Origin of the sequence: Saccharopolyspora sp. NFXS83, assembly GCF_026241095.1 — a bacterium.
Lineage (GTDB): Bacteria > Actinomycetota > Actinomycetes > Mycobacteriales > Pseudonocardiaceae > Saccharopolyspora_C.
In genome coordinates this window covers 1-20,803 of record NZ_JAPFGB010000028.1, presented here as the reverse complement: position 1 = coordinate 20,803, position 20,803 = coordinate 1, and the positions used below count along the sequence as shown (strand labels likewise).

The 20,803-nt window shown below is 71.0% G+C and carries 20 protein-coding genes; 8 read left to right on the top strand and 12 right to left on the bottom strand.

Going from position 1 to position 20,803, the window contains the following annotated elements; all coding sequences use genetic code 11:
- Window positions 1-156: 156 nt before the first annotated feature.
- Complete coding sequence (locus OOZ19_RS24435; RefSeq protein WP_266092503.1) at window positions 157-1,761, top strand: DEAD/DEAH box helicase; 1,605 nt, start codon at window positions 157-159, stop codon at window positions 1,759-1,761.
- A 197-nt stretch (window positions 1,762-1,958) separates the two neighbouring features.
- Complete coding sequence (locus OOZ19_RS24430; protein WP_266092502.1) at window positions 1,959-3,395, top strand: Rv3212 family protein; 1,437 nt, start codon at window positions 1,959-1,961, stop codon at window positions 3,393-3,395.
- A gap of 50 nt (window positions 3,396-3,445) precedes the next feature.
- Here the strand turns inward: OOZ19_RS24430 and OOZ19_RS24425 are convergent, their stop codons facing one another.
- The 5 genes from OOZ19_RS24425 to OOZ19_RS24405 all read right to left on the bottom strand — a co-directional run bounded on the left by OOZ19_RS24425 (window position 3,446) and on the right by OOZ19_RS24405 (window position 6,787).
- Window positions 3,446-3,967, bottom strand: coding sequence for a hypothetical protein (locus OOZ19_RS24425; RefSeq protein ID WP_266092501.1), 522 nt, complete (start codon window positions 3,965-3,967; stop codon window positions 3,446-3,448).
- 23 nt (window positions 3,968-3,990) lie between these two features.
- A complete protein-coding gene (locus OOZ19_RS24420) occupies window positions 3,991-4,824 on the bottom strand; it encodes a RecB family exonuclease (RefSeq protein WP_266092500.1) in 834 nt (277 codons plus the stop codon).
- A gap of 110 nt (window positions 4,825-4,934) precedes the next feature.
- Entirely contained in the window at window positions 4,935-5,813 is an 879-nt protein-coding gene (locus OOZ19_RS24415; RefSeq protein ID WP_266092499.1) for a PHP domain-containing protein, read from the bottom strand.
- 224 nt (window positions 5,814-6,037) lie between these two features.
- Complete coding sequence (locus OOZ19_RS24410) at window positions 6,038-6,607, bottom strand: PH domain-containing protein (RefSeq protein ID WP_184477009.1); 570 nt, start codon at window positions 6,605-6,607, stop codon at window positions 6,038-6,040.
- Window positions 6,608-6,625: 18 nt separating this feature from the next.
- The gene (locus OOZ19_RS24405) at window positions 6,626-6,787 is read right to left on the bottom strand and encodes a hypothetical protein (protein WP_184477007.1); all 162 of its coding nucleotides are present in this window, start codon (window positions 6,785-6,787) and stop codon (window positions 6,626-6,628) included.
- A 147-nt stretch (window positions 6,788-6,934) separates the two neighbouring features.
- Here OOZ19_RS24405 and OOZ19_RS24400 point away from each other — a divergent pair, with 147 nt between their 5' ends.
- From OOZ19_RS24400 to OOZ19_RS24385, 4 genes are all read left to right on the top strand, one after another.
- Window positions 6,935-7,369: an NUDIX domain-containing protein gene (locus tag OOZ19_RS24400; protein ID WP_266092546.1), complete on the top strand. Its 435-nt coding sequence runs from the start codon at window positions 6,935-6,937 to the stop codon at window positions 7,367-7,369.
- Window positions 7,370-7,765: 396 nt separating this feature from the next.
- The gene (gene corA / locus OOZ19_RS24395) at window positions 7,766-8,845 is read left to right on the top strand and encodes a magnesium/cobalt transporter CorA (protein WP_266092498.1); all 1,080 of its coding nucleotides are present in this window, start codon (window positions 7,766-7,768) and stop codon (window positions 8,843-8,845) included.
- Window positions 8,846-8,988: 143 nt separating this feature from the next.
- The gene (locus OOZ19_RS24390; RefSeq protein WP_266092497.1) at window positions 8,989-9,180 is read left to right on the top strand and encodes a hypothetical protein; all 192 of its coding nucleotides are present in this window, start codon (window positions 8,989-8,991) and stop codon (window positions 9,178-9,180) included.
- A gap of 338 nt (window positions 9,181-9,518) precedes the next feature.
- Entirely contained in the window at window positions 9,519-10,010 is a 492-nt protein-coding gene (locus OOZ19_RS24385; protein WP_266092496.1) for a CAP domain-containing protein, read from the top strand.
- Between the two features lie 78 nt (window positions 10,011-10,088).
- Here OOZ19_RS24385 and OOZ19_RS24380 read toward each other — a convergent pair whose 3' ends face one another.
- From OOZ19_RS24380 to OOZ19_RS24370, 3 genes are read right to left on the bottom strand one after another with little or no spacing between them, the layout of a single operon-like run.
- Window positions 10,089-10,928: a carbohydrate ABC transporter permease gene (locus OOZ19_RS24380; protein ID WP_266092495.1), complete on the bottom strand. Its 840-nt coding sequence runs from the start codon at window positions 10,926-10,928 to the stop codon at window positions 10,089-10,091.
- Entirely contained in the window at window positions 10,928-11,818 is an 891-nt protein-coding gene (locus OOZ19_RS24375; RefSeq protein WP_266092494.1) for a carbohydrate ABC transporter permease, read from the bottom strand. The genes OOZ19_RS24380 and OOZ19_RS24375 overlap by 1 nt, the downstream gene beginning before the upstream one ends.
- Window positions 11,818-13,089, bottom strand: coding sequence for an ABC transporter substrate-binding protein (locus tag OOZ19_RS24370; RefSeq protein WP_266092493.1), 1,272 nt, complete (start codon window positions 13,087-13,089; stop codon window positions 11,818-11,820). The genes OOZ19_RS24375 and OOZ19_RS24370 overlap by 1 nt, the downstream gene beginning before the upstream one ends.
- Window positions 13,090-13,390: 301 nt before the next feature.
- Between OOZ19_RS24370 and OOZ19_RS24365 the strand changes: the two genes are divergently transcribed.
- Together OOZ19_RS24365 and OOZ19_RS24360 are read left to right on the top strand one after the other, a co-directional pair.
- Complete coding sequence (locus tag OOZ19_RS24365; protein WP_266092545.1) at window positions 13,391-13,633, top strand: type II toxin-antitoxin system Phd/YefM family antitoxin; 243 nt, start codon at window positions 13,391-13,393, stop codon at window positions 13,631-13,633.
- Window positions 13,630-13,890: a Txe/YoeB family addiction module toxin gene (locus OOZ19_RS24360; protein WP_266092492.1), complete on the top strand. Its 261-nt coding sequence runs from the start codon at window positions 13,630-13,632 to the stop codon at window positions 13,888-13,890. The genes OOZ19_RS24365 and OOZ19_RS24360 overlap by 4 nt, the downstream gene beginning before the upstream one ends.
- Window positions 13,891-13,900: 10 nt before the next feature.
- Here OOZ19_RS24360 and OOZ19_RS24355 read toward each other — a convergent pair whose 3' ends face one another.
- The 4 genes from OOZ19_RS24355 to OOZ19_RS24340 all read right to left on the bottom strand — a co-directional run bounded on the left by OOZ19_RS24355 (window position 13,901) and on the right by OOZ19_RS24340 (window position 20,513).
- A complete protein-coding gene (locus tag OOZ19_RS24355; protein WP_266092491.1) occupies window positions 13,901-14,428 on the bottom strand; it encodes a YflT domain-containing protein in 528 nt (175 codons plus the stop codon).
- Window positions 14,429-14,507: 79 nt separating this feature from the next.
- Entirely contained in the window at window positions 14,508-15,524 is a 1,017-nt protein-coding gene (locus tag OOZ19_RS24350) for a CPBP family intramembrane glutamic endopeptidase (RefSeq protein ID WP_266092490.1), read from the bottom strand.
- A gap of 17 nt (window positions 15,525-15,541) precedes the next feature.
- Window positions 15,542-19,264: a patatin-like protein gene (locus tag OOZ19_RS24345; protein ID WP_266092489.1), complete on the bottom strand. Its 3,723-nt coding sequence runs from the start codon at window positions 19,262-19,264 to the stop codon at window positions 15,542-15,544.
- Window positions 19,265-19,550: 286 nt separating this feature from the next.
- Window positions 19,551-20,513, bottom strand: coding sequence for an HpcH/HpaI aldolase/citrate lyase family protein (locus OOZ19_RS24340; protein WP_266092488.1), 963 nt, complete (start codon window positions 20,511-20,513; stop codon window positions 19,551-19,553).
- Window positions 20,514-20,803: the final 290 nt, after the last annotated feature.

Genomic DNA, 20,803 nt, shown 5'->3' with positions numbered 1-20,803 from the left:
ACGCGGATCAGACCGCGGCCAACATGCCGGAGGGCGTCACCGCGAGATCGGCCGAGAATCGGCCGCAGCGCGCCGGTACTGAGAGAGGCGATCACTCTGACCCTCAGCAATGAGCGGGCCCCCGAGGCCCCCGCGACAACGGACAGAACCGAGGACGTGCACGCGATCGAACACAGCGAGAGCGGCGCCCCCGCAGTGGAGGAAGTGCCGCCGCTGCACGCGGAGAGCACCGTCCCGAACACCCCGACCTTCGCCGAGCTCGACGTGCACGAGGAGATCGTGCGCGCGCTGGGCGAGGCGGGCATCGAGCACACCTTCGCGATCCAGGAGCTCACGCTGCCGCTCGCGCTGCGCGGCGAGGACCTGATCGGGCAGGCCCGCACCGGCACCGGGAAGACGCTGGGATTCGGCGTCCCCCTGCTGCAGCGGCTGCAGGTGCCCGGCGACGGCACTCCGCAGGCGCTCGTCGTGGTGCCGACCCGCGAGCTGTGCGTGCAGGTCGCGCGCGACCTCACCGACGCGGGCAAGCACCTGGGCATCCGCACCCTCGCGGTGTACGGCGGCCGTCCCTACGAGCAGCAGATCGACGCGCTCAAGCAGGGCGTCGACCTGGTCATCGGCACTCCCGGGCGGTTGCTGGACCTGGCCGAGCAGCAGCACCTGATCCTCGGCAAGGTCCGCGGGCTGGTGCTGGACGAAGCCGACGAGATGCTCGACCTGGGCTTCCTCCCGGACATCGAGCGGATCTTGAACATGGTTCCCGAGCAGCGGCAGACGATGCTGTTCTCCGCGACCATGCCGGGCCCGATCATCACCCTGGCCCGCACGTTCCTGAACCAGCCCACGCACATCCGTGCGGAGGAAGCGGACGCGAACGCGATCCACGAGCGCACCAAGCAGTTCGTCTACCGCGCGCACGCGATGGACAAGTCGGAGCTGCTGGCGCGGGCGCTGCAGGCGCAGGACCGCGGCCTCACGATGATCTTCACGCGGACCAAGCGGACCGCGCAGAAGCTCTCCGACGAGCTGGCCGAGCGCGGTTTCGCCGCCGCGTCGGTGCACGGAGACCTCGGCCAGGGCGCCCGCGAGCAGGCGCTGCGCGCGTTCCGCTCCGGCAAGGTCGACACCCTGGTCGCGACCGACGTCGCCGCGCGCGGCATCGACGTCTCCGGCGTGACGCATGTGGTGAACCTGCAGTGCCCGGACGACGAGAAGACCTACGTGCACCGCATCGGCCGCACCGGTCGCGCGGGGCGCGAGGGCGTCGCGATCACCCTCGTCGACTGGGACGAGGAGACCCGCTGGAAGATGATCAGCGACACCCTCGACCTGGGCAAGCCGGAGCCGGTGGAGACCTACTCCACCTCCAAGCACCTGTATGAGGACTTGAACATCCCCGCGGACGCGACCGGCCGGTTGCCGCTGTCGAAGCGCACTCGCGCCGGGCTGGGCGCGGAGGTGGACGAGGATGCGAAGCGTTCCTCCTCGTCCCGCAAGCCGCGCCGCCGCACCCGCGGCAACGGGGCCGGCGAGCAGCCCGCCGGCGAGCCCGCGGGCGACACCCGTCCCGGTGGCCGGACGCGGCAGCGCAGGCGCACCCGCGGCGGTGTGGGAGCGGACAGCGGCGCGAAGCCCGCGGAATCGGCTCCGCAGGCCGAGGGCGCCGGGGACTCGGCTGAGGCTCCCCGCAAGCGGCGGCGCAGGCGTCGCGGCGGCGGTGGCGGTTCCGGCTCCGGTGGCGGCGAGTCGGCCGCCGACTGAGGTAGGACGAGCGGCGGGCGGCCCGACGACCGGGCGGCCCGTTGGCCGTGCCGGGTGGCTAGGCTCGGTGGCCGGGAGGCACCGGGCCTGATCGCTCAGCGCGCGCGGACGAGTCCACCGAGGCTCGCACCGAACCGATCAGCAGCCGAGTGACCGACGAACGCCGACAGTCCGACGAACGCCGACGGAGGAGTGCAGTGGTACGGCCGGAACGGCGGACGCGGTCCGACTTCGTCGCGGTGGCCCTGATCCTGGTGGCGGTGGTGTCGGCCGCCGCCGTCATCTGGTGGCGCAGCGACGCCCGCGCGACGGTGTCCGAGCCCGCCTCCGAACAACCTCCCGTGGCGTCCGCACCTGCCGGAGCCCCCACATCGGTCCAGGAGCTGTGGCGTGCGCCCAGCCCGGCCACACCGGTTCCGGTGGTCGCCGACTCGACCGTGGTGACCGGCGACGGCGGAACGGTCCTGGGCCGGGCTCCGGGAACCGGCCGCGAGCACTGGCGCTACTCCCGCGATCTTCCCCTGTGCACGGTCGGCGGTGAGTGGGACCGCGCGGTGGCGGTGTACCGCAAGGCGGCGAACTGCAGCGAGATCAGCTCGTTGCGCGGCGGCACCGGCGTGCGCGGACCGGCCCGCAACTCCGACACCCAGTTCGGCACCCGGTTGCTCAGCGACGGCAAGTACCTGACCGCGACCGGTGATCGGGTGCTGGAGAGCTGGCGCTCCGACCTGGTGCGCACCCAGCAGTACGGGATCATGCCCGCGTTGAAGAACGCCGGGAACAACCTGCGCCGACCGGACTGCACCTACACCTCGACGGCTGTGGGCAGCGAACGGGTCGCGGTCATCGAGGACTGCCCCTCTGACCCGACCAAGCGCCTCAGCGTGCTCAAGACCAAGCCCGAGGACGACGAGGAACCGGAAGAGGTCACCACCGCGGTGCTCGGCGGTTCCGAAGCGACCGCGGTGGCGGTGTCGACCAAGCAGACCGTGGTCTACCTGCGAGATCGCGGCTCGATCGTGGTGTACGCGAACACCACCGGCGGGATCGAGGCCGAGTACCCGCTGCCCGCCGAGGGGACCGGGATCCCCGAGTCCGGCGTGGAGGCCGTCGCCGCGGACCGGGTGTGGACGGTCAACCTGCGCCCCGTCCCCGAACCCGAGCAGCAGCGCGCCGCGCGCTCGATCGCCACCTCGCTGCACCGGTTCGATTCGACGATCACCGAGCAGAGCGTGCTGCACGGGCTCGCCACCGCCGGGCCGAACCGGCCGTTCCGGGTGGCTGTCCTCGACGACGAGCAGTACCAGCAGGTCAAGGACAAGATCGACGACATCGCCGGGGCCACCTTCGGCGGCCTGCTGTACTGGCACAACGGCGCCACCACGGTGGCGCTGGACGCCGCCACCTTCGCCCCGCTGTGGACCGTGCCCGGCACGCTGGGCCCCGGGACGCTGTTCGGCGGCGAACTGCTGCTCCCCGTCCCCGAGGGCATCGCCGTCGTGGACCGCTTCACCGGAGCGCGGCAACGGGTGATCCCGGTGGACCGGCAGGGCTACGACGGCCCGATCAGCATGGATTCCGCGGGCCCCACCCTGCTCGAACAACGAGGCGGAACGCTGGTGGCGCTGGGCTGAGGCCCGGTGTTCGACCTCGTCCCCTCAGCGGGTCGGCCCGAGAAGACCCGTCAGAGCCACCACCAGAACCACAGGGTGCCGAAGACGGCGATCAGGACTCCGAGCAGGGCTGCCGCGCCGCGCCGATCCCGGTTGCGGTCCGCGAAGGCCTGCAGCACCAGGGCCAGCACGACGCCGACGGCATGCGTGACGATCATGCTCGTGCCCGGCCCCGCCTCTCCTTGCCGGGTGGACCAGATCTGCACGCCGAGCAGGCCGACCGTCACCACCAGCAGGCCGAGCGCGAGCGAACCGGTCAGTCCGCGCAACCACGTCCCGGCGCGAGTACCGCTCGCCGCGCCGGCGCGGCGGACCGTCGGCCGTTCGTCCGAGTCCTGCTCTTGGTACCACTCCACCTGCTGCTGCCGAGGTGGGCGCGACGAGCGGAACGGCACCGTGCCGGGCTGATCGGCGGCAGCATCCGGTCCCGCCCCGTAACCGGGGGCTCGGTGCGGCCCGCGCAGCGCCTGCGCCTGCCGGTGGCGGGCATCGGAGTCTCCGCGTGCGGCGTCCTGCGGCCCTCGTCGGGGCATGTCCATGTCGTTCCTCTGGTCCTTCACTCGGCCAACCCGGCCCACGGCGCGGCGGGCGGCGCCGCCTGCTGCCCCTCCGGGCAGTGCGCCCGGAACTCGCACCACGCGCATTGTGCGCCGGGCTTCGGCGGGAAGGCCGTTCGTCCGCCGTCCCCCTCCTCGAACGTGTCGGAGGCGGCCTGGAGTTCCGCCGCCGACCGCTCCGCCGCCCGCACGTGCTCGTCGAGGGAGGCCCGGTCGTGCTCCCACGCCCCGACCCGCCCGCTGGGCAAGTGGTGCAGTTCGACCCGCCCGGTCTCCCCGCGCAGCGTCTTGCGGGTGGCGACCGCGTACAGTGCCAGGGCCCGCGAATCCCGCGCGTCCTCGTCGGTCGAGGCGCGCCTGCCGGTCTTGTAGTCGACGACGACCAGCGCACCGTCGCGCCGGTCGATGCGGTCCACCCGGCCCTCCGCGATGATCGTGCCCGCCGGGGCCGACACCCATCGCTCCACCGCGACGGGATCCGCGTCCGGACCGAGCCGCTCGACGTACTCGGCGACCCACCGCTGCGCGCGCCCGCGGTACTCGTCGGCCTGCTCGAAGTCCGCGAACCCGTCGCTCTTCCAGCACTGCCGGACCAGCAGCACCGCCTTCTCGGGGGTCCGCTGCGCGATCGGGAGCTCGAAGAACGCCTTCAGCGCGTTGTGCACGACCGCGCCGAGCGTGGCGTTGGCGCGGGCACCGGACCTCGACGGCGCCGGGCGGTCCAGGTAGGTCATGCGGAACTTGCGCGGACAACGGTCCCAGTTGGCGAGTTTCGCCGGAGTGACCCGGACGAGCTTGCCGGGGATGCCTTCGAGGCCGAGCTGTCCCTGCACTCGCCCCACCCTACGCAGCCGGGTCGTCGCGTCGAGTTTCACCCCGCACGGCGCCGAAAACTCGCACGATCACCGCGAATCCGCACCGCGCGAGCCGCGTGATCGGCCGATCAACCGGCCGTGAAGACCTCGCTGCCGCTGCTCTTGTCGATCAGCCGCTGCAGCGACTCCGGGGTGGTCGTCTCCTGGCCGATCCGGATCGTCTTGTTGGTGCCGTGGTAGTCGCTGCTGCCCGTCGGGACCAAGTTCAGCTCGGCGGCGATGCCCCGCAGTTCCCGCCTGGTCGGCTCGTCGTGGTCCGGGTGGTCCACCTCGATGCCGGTGAGCCCCTGCGCGGCCAGCTCCGCCACGACCTCCGCGTTGATCACGGGTCCGCGGGCTCGCGCGAAGGGGTGCGCCAGCGCCGTCACGCCACCCGCATCGGCGATCATCTCGATCGCCCGCCGCACCGGGGTGTCGGTGCGCGGCAGGTAGTACCGGCCGCTGCTGCCCAGGTAGCGGGCGAAGGCCTCGTCCACGCTCGCTACCAGACCGGCCCGCACGAGCTGCCGGGCCAGGTGCGGTCGCCCGCCCGGCGAGTCCGGCGGCAGCCCCGCCATCAGGGCCTCCGGATCCACCGGGAACCCCTCGGCCGCCATCCGCTCGGCCATCTCCCGCAACCGGCCGCGCCGCTCCGCGCGCAGCCGCGACTGCTCGGCGACGAGCGCGGGCGAGGTCGGGTCGAACAGGTACGCCAGCAGGTGCACGGTGATGGTGCGGCCGTTGCCGTCCGGACAGCTGCAGGACAGCTCGGCCCCCGGGACGACCCGCAGCCGGCGCGGGCCGGAGCAGGCGGCGACGGCGGCAGCCGCCTCGGCCCAGCCCGCCGTGGTGTCGTGATCGGTGATCGCGACGGCGTCCAGTCCCGCGTCGAGCGCGGCGGCGACGAGTTCCGCGGGCGTATCGGTGCCGTCGGACTCGGTGGAGTGGGCGTGCAGGTCGATGCGCAAGCGTGGCCTTTCCGTTGAACCCGGCGGTCGGCGGCGGACGATCCCCCGCCGTTCCCGCCGCGAGCTCGGCGAGAACCCCGGCACCGGGCGCTCGACCGGCGCCCCGGGGAACCGACCTTCCGCTGCGCACAGTCTCGCCGATGGCCGCGGGGACTCCCGCACCAGCCCACGAACACGACCGGGGCCGCAGGCAGCGCCTGCGACCCCGGCTCGCGAGCGACCGGTCAGCTCGGAAGCTTGGCCTTCTTCTTGCCCACCGCTGCGCGACGGGCCTTGAGCATGGAGAACCGCTCCTGCTGCGCCTTCTTCTCCCCGAAGACCAGGTAGGAGATCGCGTCTTCCACCTCGTCGGGGCTCGGCACGTACTCGATCCGGTTGAGCGCCTGGATCTGACCGGCCGACTCGACCACCAGGGTGCCGTAGCCGAACATGCGCCCGGCCAGGGTCCGCTGGAAGGTCAAGTCGGTGACCTTCCCGATCGGCATCATCGCCACGTTGGTGGTGAAGATGCCTTCGGCGATCAGGAATCGCTTGTCGGTGACGACGATGCGCTCCACGTACCAGTCCAGCACCTGATAGGTGAACCGGAGCAGCACGACCAGGCCCGCGTACCAGAGCACGTTCTGCGGCAGGGTCGTGTCCTGCGGCAGTAGTTGGGACACCATCACCACACCGACGAGCAGCCCGATCGCCTCGAACAGTTCCCAGACCAGGCTCGCCCAGTGTCTGCGGAGCCGGATGACCCGGCGTTCGGTGTCGAGCAGGTACTCGTCGGGATCCCTAGGCGCGAACACGTCAACCGCCCTTCGGCACTACACGAAGATGTTCTGCATGAAGAGGATGACCGCCTGCGCGGCTCCTTCCAGGCTGGCGAGGATGTTGTTCACCAGGTTACCGGCCTGCTGTGGGGCGGAGAAGAGAAAGAAGAGGAGGAACGCGACCCCGGCCCAGGTCAGGATCTTCTTAAGGTTCACTGCGATACACCCCGTCCGAAATGCCATTGAACACGCTGGCGCCTGCCGATCTGTTGTACCGCACTCGGCGGCGTTAGGGCAGCATTGTCCCGCACTTGGGTCAGTCGCTAGCCGAACCGTCCGGATCAACTACCCTCCGTATCCGTGATCATACCCAACGGCCCAGTGATCCGGTGCGTCGGTGGGGTCGTCCACGACGCCGATGGCAGGTTGTTGCTGGTACTACGCACCCATGACCCCGGCAGGGGGCAGTGGTCCGTGCCCGGTGGGCGAGTGGAGGCCGGAGAAACCGATCGTTCGGCGGTACACCGGGAACTTCTGGAGGAAACCGGACTCTCCGTGATCGTCGAGGGCCTGCACGGACGCGTGCTGCGCCCGACCCCGACTGGTACCTACGAGATTCACGACTACGCATGCCGGACCAACGAGGTAGCCCTTTTCCCTGGTGACGACGCCTCCGACGCGATGTGGGCGGATACTGCGACCTTTGCCACACTCGACGCCGAGCATCGGCTGACCGACGGCCTCGCGGACTGCCTCCGGGCGTGGGGCCGACTCCCCCGATCCTCCCCGCCGCGCTGAACCAGGCCAATGAGACAAAGGGAATGATCAGGTCGATCCGGACGAAAGCCGGGATTTTCCCGTGCGCCGAGACCGAAGAATCACCCGTTTCGCCGTGTCCCATCACACCCCGCACCGCCGCCGACCGCGCCGGGCACGGCGAGTATCGTGAATCGTTGGCCGGTCCGAACCACCTCGCCGATGCGCGAGGCGGACAGAAGGAGGTGAGGGATTGTGAGCGGCAGTGCCGACAGCGCGCTTCCGAGTAGTACCAACCGCATCCCCGCCTGGAAGGCCTGCGGCTAGGCCCAAATCCAGGCGCCGGAGCCCTTCGGGGTTCCCGCTGCGCCGGCGGGGATGCGCGGTCCAGGTGTGCGAGATCGCCCCAGATCCGATTCCCCGCCTTTGGAGGTCGCCGTGCCCAGCCTTCCCTCGCTCGGCCTGCGCAACCGCGCGGCCCGCAACATCGGCCGAGCCACCCCGGTTCCCGCCGCTCCTCCGGCTTACGTCATCGACTGCGGCGTCTACGTCGACGGCGTGCGCCTGTCCGGCACGTGGTCGCACGCCGAGGCGATCGACGAAGTGCGCCGGCGCGGCACCGGGTTCGTCTGGATCGGCCTGCACGAACCGGACGAAACCCAGCTCAACGTGCTGGCCGAGACCTTCGGGCTGCACGAGCTCGCGGTCGAGGACGCCGTGCACGCGCACCAGCGGCCGAAGCTGGAGCGCTACGACAGCACGCTGTTCATGGTCCTCAAAACGGTGCGCTACATCGCCAACGAGAAGCTGACGGCCACCAGCGAGATCGTCGAGAGCGGCGAGCTGATGGCCTTCGTCGGCCGCGACTTCGTGATCACGGTGCGGCACGGCAAGCACGCCAGCCTCGGGCAGGTGCGCGCGCAGCTGGAGACCGATCCGGAGCAGTTGCGGCTGGGGCCCGCCGCGGTGCTGCACGGCATCGCCGACCACGTCGTGGACACCTACCTGGAGGTCACCGAGGCCATCCAGGACGACATCGACGACATGGAAGCGGCGGTCTTCGCGCCGCGCACCAAGATCGAGGCCGAGCACATCTACCTGATGAAGCGCGAGGTCATGGAGCTGCGCCGGGCGGTGATGCCGTTGGCCCGGCCGTTGCAGCGCCTGGCCGAGGGATACACGCCGATGGTGCCGGAGGAGGTCCGCTCCTACTTCCGCAACGTCGAGGACCACCTGACGACGGTCTCGGAACGGGTGGCGTCCTTCGACGAGCTGCTGACCACGCTGGTCGACGCCACCCTGGCCAAGATCACGCTCCAGCAGAACACCGACATGCGCAAGATCTCGGCGTGGGTCGCGATCGTGTCGACCCCGACGATGATCGCCGGGATCTACGGGATGAACTTCAAGGTCATGCCCGAATTGGACTGGAAATTCGGCTATCCGGCGACGCTGCTGGTGATGATGCTGGCCTGCTTGACGCTGTTCAAGATATTCCGCAGGAACAAGTGGCTCTGATGATGCGCTGTAACGTTTTCGATCATTCGAGCGATGTGGTGCGCAGAGGTTCGACAGCCGCGGTTTCCCGCCGCGAGCGTTTCCGCCGAACAACCGCCACCGTGCTGACTCCGGTGCGCGTCGGGAGAAGTGAGGAGGTGGCCATGCCGATCGCCGTGCGGTTCAACGGACCGCGTCGCAGCGCGATGGGGCGCCGGGTGTTCACCCGCAGGCTGCCCGTGACCGGTTCGGGGAACGTGGCTCCGGGGCGAAGTCCCGTGCCGCGCCGGGGGCGAAAACCCGGCGCGATGTGGGACGCGCTGTCCGCCTCGCCGCGCATGTGCTCCATGCGCTGACCCTCGTTGCGGCATCGCCGCCCCCACATCGTGAGACGACATCTCGTTATCGATCATTTCTCACGCTGCCGGGAGGCACCGCCATGACTCGTCTCGCCACCAACAAGCTCGCCGTGCTCACCACCCTGATCATGGGCTGGATCCTGACGCTGTTCATCATCATCGCGCAGCAGATGTGATCCCGGTTCGTCCACTGTTGACGACGATTCTCCGAATCCCGTTCGGGTGATCCGCCGCGCGGCGCGGATCACCCGTTGCGTGGATTGCCGGGCCGACACGCCGAAAAGCACGTTAGAACTGTCCGCACCTGGGACCGCTGTCTTCGAGGAGTGGTGCGGATGTTCGTCTTCCCCCGGTCGATTCCCGGCTCGCCCGCCTTCCGCTGGCGGAGTCCGGTCCGGCCGATCCTGCTGTGCGCGTTGCTGAGCGCCTCCGCGATGTTCGTCCCGTCCGCGCACGCGAACCGGATGGACGTCGTCACCGCGGAGGTCGTGGACCGCACGAACGCGGCCCGCGCCGAAGCCGGGTGCGGGCCGCTGGCACCGTTCCCCGACCTGGAGCGCTCGGCGCAGGCGCACGCCATCGACATGGCCGTGCACGACTTCTTCGCCCACTCCGACGCCGCCGGGCCACGGCTCACCGGCGCGACGGCGGAGAACATCGCCGCGGGCAACGCCTCGCCCGCCGCGACGTTCCACCAGTGGATGACCAGCCCCGGCCACCGGGCGAACATCCAGAACTGCGCCTACACCCGGATCGGCGTGGGGCACGCCTTCGACCCGAACAGCAGCTACGGCCACTACTGGGTCCAGGAGTTCGCAGGCCCCTGACCCGCGCGGGCCGTTTCGGAGTGAACGGACCGTTCGTCCATTCTCGTTGGACGAACGGTCCGTTCACCCGTTCCCGGCTCACTCCTTGACGGCTCCGGAGGTGAGGCCGGAGACGATCCTGCGCTGGAAGAACAGCACGAACAGGATGATCGGGATCGTGATCACCACGGCCGCGGCGGCGATCGTCCCGGTGGGGTCCTCGAACTGGGAGTCGCCGGTGAAGAACTGCAACGCCACCGGCACCGTGCGGGACGCCTCGGTGGAGGTGAGCGAGATGGCGAACAGGAAGTCGTTCCAGCAGAAGATGAACACCAGGATCGCCGTGGTGAACACGCCCGGCGCGGCCAGCGGCGCGATCACCTTCCGGAACGCCTGCCCCGGAGTGGCCCCGTCCATGGTGGCCGCCTCCTCCAGCTGCCACGGGATCTCCCGGAAGAACGCCGAGAGCGTGTAGATCGCCAGCGGCAGCGAGAACGTGATGTACGGCAGGATCAGCCCTGGCCAGGTGTCGAACAGCCCGAGGGTCCGTTCGATCTCGAACAACGGCGACACCAGCGACACCTGCGGGAACATCGCGATGAGCAGCGACACCCCGACCAGCAGGCGCTTGCCGGGGAACGTCAGCCGCGCGATCGCGTAGGCGGCCATCGTGCCCAGCACCACGGCGATCGCGGTGGCGATCAGCGCGATGCCGATGGAGTTCAGCAGGGCGCGCAGGAACTCCCCGGTCCGGAAGATCGCCGCGTAGTTCTCCAGCGTCCACTCCGCCGGGATGAACCTGCCGTCGCTGAGCCCCGCGGAGGTCTTGAACGACAGCGACACGATCCACAGCACCGGCACCAGCGCGTAGAGCACCACGACCGCGTTGAGCACGGTCCACTTGGCCGTGTCGGCGGGTTTCCTCGCACGGCGGGCCATCAGCGCCTCCCGTCGTCGTCGGCGCCGGGCGCGGCGGTGCCGAACAGCTTCACGAACAGGAACGCGATCAGCGCCACCGCGAGGAAGATCAGAACCGACATCGTGGAGCCGATGCCGAGGTTGAGGCCTTTGATCAGGTTGTTGTAGGCCAGCACCGACACCGAGGAGGTGTCCTGCGCCCCGTCGGTGAGCACCACGATGTTGTCGAAGACGCGGAACGCGTCGAGCGTGCGGAACAGCAGCGCGACGAGGATCGCGGGCTTCATCACCGGCAGCATCACCTGGGTGAACCGCTGCCACCGCGAGGCGCCGTCGATCTGCGCCGCCTCCAGCATGTCCTCCGGCACCAGGGCGAGCCCGGTCATCAGCAGCAGCGCCATGAACGGCGTCGTCTTCCACACCTCGGCGACGATGATGATCGCCAGTGAGGAGGCTCGTTCGGTCAGCGGCGCGCCGTCGGAGAACAGGTTCGCCAGGTACCCGGTGTCCGGCGTCCACGCGTAGCGCCAGCTGAACGCGGCGACGACGGTGACGATCCCGTACGGGATGAGGCTGACGGTGCGCACCAGCCCCCGCCCGATCAGCGCCCGGTGCATGATCAGCGCCAACGCCATGCCCAGCACGAACTCGATCACCAGCTGGGCGACGGTGATGAGCACGGTGATGCCGAACGCCGTCCACCAGTACTGGTTGCCGAGCACCGTGACGTAGTTGTCCAGGCCGACGAACTCGCGCTGGTCGGGGTACTTCAGGTCGTAGCGCTGGAACGAGAGCCACACCGCGTACAGGATCGGCCAACCGGTGACGGCGACCATCACCAGCGCGGCCGGCGCGCACAACGCCCAGCCCAGCCTGCGCTCCGCTCGCCCGGCCGTGTCCGTCGTGGACATCAGGGCATCACTCCCTGCGAGTCGAGGGCGTTCTGCACCTCGGTGCGCATCCGCTCGGCGGTGCGCGGCGGGTCGATCGCCGATGCCGGGGACAGCAGCTTCGCCAGCACCGTCGAGACGTTCTGGTACGCCGGGGTGATCGGCCGGATCGCCGGGTCCCGCAACTCCTCCAGGATGGTCTCCCGCATCGGGTACTCCGCGGCCATCTCCGGCGCGGCGTAGACGGATTCGATGGTGGGTGGCACCCCGTCGTTGACCGCGGAGAACCGCTGGCTCTCCGCGCTGCGCAGGCACAGCGCGGCGTCGAAGGACGCCGCGGGGCGCGGCGAGTACGCGCTGACCGCGAGGTTGAAGCCGCCGATGGTCACCTTGCTGGGCCGGTTCGGATCCGACGTGGGGTAGCGGGCCCACCGCACGTCGCGCGCGATCTCCGGCGCGTCCTCCTGCATGGAGGGGTAGACGAACGGCCAGTTGAGCTGGAACGCCGCGTCGCCCTGCTGGAACTCGAGCCGGATGTCGTCCTCCTGCGCGTTCGACATCGACGGGCTGGTCAGGCCGGAATCGGCGAGCGCCTTGAGCTGCTCCAGCGCCCGCACCGCGCCCTCGTCGACCACGGCGCGGGTGCCGTCATCGGAGATGATCTTGCCGCCCGCGGAGGCGAGCAGCGTGTTGTACTGCACCACGTAGCCCTCGAACTGGGCGCCGGGGATCAGGATCGTCGACGGGCGCCCCTCGGCTTTCAGCCGCCGCGCCTGCTCGATCATGTCGTCCCAGGTCCGCGGTGGTTTCCGCACCACGTCCGAGCGGTACCAGAGCAGCTGGACGTTGGTGTTCTTCGGCGCCCCGAACAACTTCCCGCCGTAGCGCGCGGATTCCAGCGGCCCGGCGAGCGTGCCCGCCTCGGCCTGCTCCCGGTCCTCGCCGGTCCACTCCCGGATCCACCCGGCCCGCGCGAACTCCGCGGTCCACGTCGTGTCCAGGCCCAGGACGTCCATGCCGTCGTCCTGCGCGGCGAGCCTGCGCACCATCTGCTCGCGCTGCCCGTCCGCGTCGCGCGGCAGCTTGTGGTAAACGATCTTGAAACGGCCTTGCGCCTGGTCGTTGCACTTGTCGACGACCGCCTGCAGGTTCTCCTCGGGCGCGTAGTAGAGGTTCACCGTGTTCGCGCTCTGCGGCGGCGCGCACGCCGTCACGCCCGCCGCGGCCACCACCGCCAACCCCCACGCCACGGCCCGCCGGACCGCGCCCCGATCGCGTTCTCGCACCCTCACCGTCGTCGGCCTCCCAGACGTCTCGCGCCGGTGCGGCTGAGGCCGAGTGCCCGCGCCCCATCGCACGCAACGGACCGCACCGGCGGCCCGATGCGGGTGAGAGCAACCTAGGCGCGTTGATCGACTCCGGCAATACCCCTATCGGCGCAGCGAACCCCTGTTCCCGCGGGCCGCCGACGGCCGGATCGGGAGGCACGATCGACTGCGCAGCGGGCGCCGCCCGACTCGCGAACTTCCTCCTACCCCCAGAACAGGCGTACAGTTTCCTGTACGCACAGGAGGTGGCTGACCCGTGAAGACCATGTCGTACTCGGAGTCTCGCGCACGGTACGCGGAGACCCTCAACTCAGTGATCGACGACCGCGAGGAAGTAGTGATCACCCGATCCGGACACGAACCAGTGGTCATGGTCGCGCTGGACGACTACGAGTCGCTGAAGGAAACGGCCTACCTGCTCAAGAGCCCGGAGAACGCACGCCGCTTGCTGGCCTCGATCGACCGCCTGGAGCACGGCGGCGGAACGACTCGGGACCTCATCGAATGAAGTTGGTCTGGGACGAGAACGCCTGGGATGACTACGTCTGGTGGCAGACCCAAGACCGCAAGGTTCTCAAACGGATCAACACGCTGTTGAAGGACGTCGAGCGGAACGCGAACGAGGGAATCGGCAAACCGGAGCCGCTGAAACACGGCTTCCACGGATTCTGGTCGCGGCGGATCACCGATGAGCACCGCCTCGTCTACCGGATCCATGAGGACCAGATACAGATCGCCGCGTGCCGCTATCACCACGGCAGCTGAACCGGGCCTGTCACTGGGAGGTCTGCGGCCTCATCGCCAAGTGGGCCAGCAGGTTGCGACCGTGTTCGGCGTGGCGGGGCTGGGCGAGCACGTCGTAGCGGCCCGCGACCAGCTGGCTCGCCGAGGAGAAGTCCCGGCGCCCCCGCATCGCGAGGTACCCGGCGACGGCGAAGCCGATGCCGATCACGATGCCACCGCCCAGACCGGCCAGCATCGAGCTGAGCGCACCCGTGCCGGGCGGTGTCGCGATGCTCATCACCAGGCCGATGAGCAGTCCGATCCACGCCCCGGAGGCGGCACCGCCCGCGATCACCTTGCCCCAGGTGAGCTTGCCGGTGATCCGCTCCACGAGCATCAGGTCGACGCCGACGATGGTGACCTCCCGCACTGGGAAGTCGGAGCCGGCGAGGTGGTCGACAGCGCGCTGCGCTTCCTCGTACGTGCCGTACGAGCCGATCGGCCATCCCGTCGGCGGGATGGGCATGCTGCCCGGTGAACCCGGCGCCGGCCGAGCCGAGCCGGAAAACGGGGAAGACACCGCTGACACCTCCGTGGAGCGCACTACCTAGCAGGATCGGCAGGAGCCCGATTCGTCCCCTATCGTCCCTGCCTCCAGGCTACCCCGTCACCCCGGCCCGGAGATCGTCTTGGGTCTCCGCGCGCAACGACCACGGGTTCAGCGGCACCCGGCCGCCGGTGACGGTCCACTCCCCCCGCTGAGCTGCGCTGCGGTCCACCCACCAGCCGTAAGCCAGCACCGCCGCGATGAACGGCAGCACGTCGCCCACCGCGAAATCACCGGCCTGCTCGATGCCCGGCACCCCGGACAGGCCGCTGACCAGCACGCTGAGGCTGTTGTTCGCCACGTGCAGCGCGATCGCCGCCTCCAGGCCGCCGGTGCGCAGCGTCAGCCAGCACATCGCGACCGCCATCACCAGCAGCTCGCACCACACCAGCGGATCGGTGTAGCCGTGGCCGAGCAGGAACAGCACCGAGGTGATCACGATCGCCACCCACGGCGTGCGGAACCACGCGGTGAGGGTCTGCAGCAGGAAACCGCGGAAGGCGAACTCCTCCGCCGCGCTCTGGAACGGCACGATCAGGACCGCCAGCGCCACGATCCGCGCGTAGTCGGCCCACCCCGGGAAGCCCGGCCCGCTGGAACGCCCGGTGGCCCAGGTCAGCAACGCGGAGATCGCGAACGCCACGACGAACACGGCCACGGCGGCGAGCAGGCATCGGCCGAGCCACCGCCAGCGCATGCGCCCGGTCACGCCGATGAGCTGCCGCGGGCTCCGCCGCTGCGCCCACAGCACGGCGAGCATCACCGCCGGGATCAGCGCGGCCAGCGCCCCGAACGACACGTACAGCAGCACGAACGGATCGCGCACCACCGCCTCGACGGAATCCGGGTTCAGCCACAGCGACGCCAGCCGGAACTCGCCGAATCCCGCCGGGTACAGCACGAACAGGCCCAGCAGCACCATGGCGACCAGCAGCAGCACGAACGCGAGCACCGCGCCGAACAGCAGCGCGAGCAGCGGGGTCCACCACCGGTGCCGGGAATCGCGGGCGAGGAGGTGGTACGGGGTGCCCTCCGGCGTGGGATCCGCCGTTGCCGGGAAGTCGCTCACCCCTCTGATCGTAGTGCTCACCCACCCGTGGCCGGACTCGCGCGCACGGCATCCGATCGGGCGGAATCCGGACTCGCCCCGGGCCGGGTGCCGGGTTCGGAACGCTCCGGGCGCGGGCGGGGACGCAGCAGGTCCACCGTCGAGAGCAGCACCACGTGCGCGTACGCGGCCACGATCGACGCGGGCAGCAGCCAGGTCACGGCACCGACCGCGGGCTCCGCGAGCCACAGCGCCCCGGCGAACACCACCGCCGACACCGCCGCGGCGACTACCCGGCCCCACGCGCGCAGGCCCAGCGATCCCAGCCAGGTCAGCACCACCGCCGCCACCACCAGGCCTTGCGGGCCGAGGGTGAACCCGGTGCTCGCCGTCCACAGCAGGGCCGTCGTCAACGCCGCCGCGACGAACACCGCGGGCAGCCACCGGGCGAGCCCCTTGCCGCGGCTCATCAACCGGAACCCGAGCCACAACGCGGACACCGCGGCGACCAGCAGCGCCAGCAGCACGCCCAAGTTGATCACGAACGGGTCGTAGGTGAACGGGCGCAGCACCGACACCGCCGAGGAGTCGGGCGGCACCACCGCGATCCGCGCGCCGATCGCCGTCGCGGGCTCGTTGAGCAGGCAGGACATCGTGGCGTCCGGTGGCGGCTGCCCCACCGGGCAGCTCAGCGAGTACTCCTGCACGTACGGCGCCCCGGCGGGCGCGACCCCGCTGAGCACCACCGCACCGGCACCGAGGAAGAGCACCAACGCCACCCGGCGCGGCGCCGCCACGGCCAGCACCACCAGCAGCAACACCGGCTTGATCACGGTCATCGCGATCCGCCCGAGCAGCCGCAGCACCCCGGACGTGCCCGGACGCACCGCCCGGTAGGCCACCAGGGCCGACCTGGTCGCGACCGAGGCGAGCCGGGGCTCACCGAGGTCCTCGACGCGCTGGCGCCCCACCGCGTAGCGCTGCACGTCGCGGGTGAGCCGCTGCGGCTCCGGGATGTCCGGCAACCGGGGCTCGCCCGGATCGGCGCCGGTCGCGACGGTGGCGACGAAGGGCAGCTCCTGCGCCGCGATGGTCCAGTGCAGCCGCTCGACGACCAGCGCCTTCGTCTCGGTCAGCGGATGCTCGTCGGCCGGGTCGGCGAACATCGCCGCGAGCTCCGCCCGCACCTGCTCCGCGCGCCGCTCCCACAGCTCGGCCAGGAAGCCCTGCCAGCGCTCCGACTCCGCCAGGTCGCCGAGCTCCGCGCTGGTCGGGGTGGTGACGATGGCGCGCAGCCGCTCCGCGATGCCCTCCGGGCCCAGCCCGGCGCTGTGGCGCAGCAGGCGCGCGGGCACCAGCAGCAACCCGACCAGTGCTGAGGCCGCGTCCAACCGGCCCCACATCCAGTCGTTCGCGCGCCACCGCGCGGACAGGAACGCCCCGAAGTTGCCCAGGTCGCCGCCGCGCACCTTGTCCTCGACGCGCAGTTCGCGGGCCACGCGCAACGCGTCGAACGGCAGCGGCGACGGCGCGTCCCCGACCACCCGGAGGAAGTTGATCCGGTCGCCCGGCGACCGCCCCACGTCCAGCGGCGCGGTGAGCACCACCAGGGCGCGCAGCACGGCCGGGCGGCGGTCGGTGCGCTCCAGCAGGCCGTAGCCGATCTGCGCGGGGGATTCGAAATGGGTGCGCGGCGGGGCGGCGGCGGCGAGCCGGTCCGCGATCCGGTGCAGCACGACGCGGCCCTCGGCCACCGCGTCCACCCCGTGCTCGTCCCACGGCACCGCGTCGGCCCCCGAGGTGTCGGCCATGGACGCGAGTTCGGCGGCGAACTCCTCCAGCGCGCGCTGGAAGCGGGCGTCCTGCTCGACCTCGTTGAGCACGGCGCCCAGCAGCGGTCGCACCGGCGACGGCAACCGGTGCTGCATCCGCTCGCGGCGATCGGCGACCCGCAGCACCCAGTCCGCGAGCTCACCCAGCTCCACGATCGGCTCCAGGACGGCGCCGTTGATCCAGTAGCGGTCCGCGTGCCCCTCCAGGACCTCGGCGAACGTGCGCAGCCGGTACAGCGCCGACTTGCAGCGGCCGATCACCGGCAACTGGCCGGGAGTGGCCCAGCGGCCGATGTCCCGCGCCCAGTCCAGGCATTCCTGCACCCCGGAGGACAGCCCGCGCACGTCGTCGAAGACCCGGTTCGGCTCCGCCGCGGCGAGCTCGGCCAGCCCCGCCGACAGCCGCCTGCCCAGCACGGTGCGGACCTGCGGCGACCAGCCTTCCAGCGGATCCCCGACCACCGGCGGCAGCAGCCTGCCGTCCTCGGTGCCCGCCGGTTCCACCAGCAGCCGCAGCACCGCTTGGGCGTCGAGCTCCGCGCGCACCACCGCGTACTCCGCCTCGACCTGCCCTGCCTGGGAGAACAGCACCGCTTCCCGCTCGGCCGGGGCCGCGGGCCGCAGGGGCGCGAAGACGGATCTGCGGCGCAGTTCGGTGCGCTGCACCGCGGCGTTGTGCTCGTCGAGCGCGTGGATGTCGGCCAGCAACGACTCCTGCGACATGCGCGCGCTCATCGCCGTGGACGCCACCGGCAGCGCCAGCTGGCGGCTCAACGGCCTGCCCTCGCCGACGGTCTCCGGTTCCGGGTTCAGGTACAGCAGCCAGCGCGCGCTGGGACGTTCGGTGGGCACCGCGGCCATCGCCTCCACCGCCGCGGTGACCGGGATGTTGTCCAGCACCCCGCCGTCGATCACCCGGAACGGCCGGGGATCCGCGGTGTTCTCGGAGAACACCCCGAACATGTCCGGCTCACCTGGTGGCGGCGCACCGGTGCTGGAGTGCACCTGCGCCGGTTCGAAGGCGAACGGGAACGACGAGGTGGCGCGCGCGGCCTGCGCCAAGCGCAGCGCGGTCGCCGGAAACTCCTCGCCGGTGCCGAAGTCCGACAGCGGCTGGCCGGAACGACCTCGGTGCCGGAAGCGGAACGAGGCGGTGCGGCGCTGCTCGGTCAACGGGCCCGACCTGCCGTCGAAGTGCCGCTCCAGCACCGGATCCAGCAGGGTCGCGGTCAGCAGCAGGTCCAGCCGGTCGCCCAGGTTGCGGGCGTCCGCGGGGGCCGGGGTCAGCTCGGTGATCAGCCTCGCGAGCTCGGCGCGGAAGTAGTCGTCGCCCTCCAGCAGGGAATCCGGCCGGCGCTGCCAGAACTTGGGCACCGCGCGGCACATCGCTTCCAGGTCCGCGAGGCGCACCCACAGCTCGCGCATGTCCTCGAACGGCATGCCGTAGACGATCGACGCGGACAGCAGGGTCGCGTTCAAGCCGCCCGCCGAGGCACCGGCCAGCACGTCCACGGACACCGAGTCGTAGCCCGCGAGCCCGGCCAGCGCCGACCACGGGTGCTCGTCGTCCGGCTCCGGGCTCGGCTTCGCGGGCCCGGGTTTCGCCGTTCCGGACGCAGGCGCGCCGGGCCCGGCCGGTGGCGGTCCGGACGTCGCGCAACGCAGCAGGTCGATCTCGGCGACGGCGCCGCCGATCCACACCGCGAGGCTGGCACCGCCGCGCATCGCCAGCGCCAAGCGGAGTTCCTGGTCGTTCTCCGCGTCGGCACCGCCGGAGGTGGGTTCGCCGCCGGAGTCCACGTCCGCTCCGCCGCCGGGAGCGGCGCGACGCCGACCGGCCGCCTCCCCGGTGGTGCCACCGTCGGCCCGCCCGTCGCCGGTCGCCCCGCTCCCGGCGGGGTCGCCGCGGGTCAGGTCCTCGTCGGCCATGCCGCCGCCCCCTCGGTCGACTCGCACGCCGGGAAAAGGCCTCGGCACGGCTCGTTCCGCGGAGGAACCCGACGATCGCTCTTGATCAGAACGTACCGCGCCGAACCGACTCCGGGATCGTCCACACGGGCGTCAGGGCCCGACCGCGCAGGCCGGTGACCTCAACGGGAGCCCCCGACCGGGCGTGTTCCCGTTCCTGAGCGGAGGCCGGCCACCCGCCACGGGTCCGCGCGAAGCGGTGTCGCGCCAGCGGCGAAGCCGCTGCGCGGCGGCCACCCGATCCAGATCAGTCCGGCAACGGCGGAGTCCACTCGTCGGTGCGGGACATGCCCGCCGCGCGGCCCTTGCCCGCGATGACCAGCGCCATCTTCCGGGACGCCTCGTCGATCATCTCGTCGCCGAGCATCGCCGCACCGCGCTTGCCGCCGGCCTCCGAGGTGTGCCAGTCGTAGGCGGCCAGGACGTTCTCCGCGTGGTCGTAGTCCTCCTGGCGCGGCGAGAACAGCTCGTTCACCGCATCCACCTGCGCCGGGTGCAGCACCCACTTGCCGTCGAAGCCCAGCGCCGCCGACCGGCCGCCGACCCGGCGCAGACCGTCCACGTCCTTGATCGCCAGGTACGGGCCGTCGATGGCCTGCACGTCGTGCGCCCGCGCCGCCATCAGCATCCGCATCAGCACGTAGTGGTAGGCGTCGCCCACGTCGTAGCCGGGCGGCTGCTCGCCGACGACCATCGACCGCATGTTGATCGAGGCCATGAAGTCGGCGGGACCGAAGATCAGCGTCTCGACCCGGGGCGAGGCGGCGACGATCGCGTCCACCTCGACCAGGCCGCGCGCGTCCTCGATCTGCGCCTCGATGCCGATCCGGCCGACCTCCAGGCCGGTGGCGCGTTCGATCTGGGTCAGCGTCAGGTCCAGCCAGCGCACGTGGTCTGGGGTGGAGACCTTCGGCAGCACGACCGTGTCCAGGTTCGCCCCGGCGCACTCGACGACCTCCACCACGTCCCGGTAGGTCCACGCCGAGGTGAGGTCGTTGACCCGGACGGAACGGATCTTGCCGTCCCATCCGCCCTCGTTGAGCGCCGCCGCCACCCGGCCGCGCGCCTCGGCCTTCGCCAGCGGGGCCACCGCGTCCTCCAGGTCCAGGAAGAACGAGTCCACCGCCAGCCCGCGCGCCTTGTCGATCATCTTCGCGCTGGAGCCGGGCACGGCCAGGCAGCTGCGGCGGGCACGTCGGCGATCGACCACGAGTTCCTCCTCATCGAACGGGTTCAGAGGTATCTACCACGACGCCGCCCCGCACGGCTGTGACCCCACTCGCCCCCCAACCGCCATGAGCGGCAAACCCGTGCAGTAGGCGGGGAAGCCGTGCCTTGGGCGGGCGAAGCCGCGCCTGGCTCGCGGCGAAGCCGCGCCTGTATGCGCGAAGCGCACAGCCCACGTCGAGAGCTCAACCACCCCCGGGTTCTCAGCGGCTTCCTCGCGAGGACAGCTTTTTCCCTCGTGGCGGAGCCACTCGGGAAAAAGATCCCGCAGCG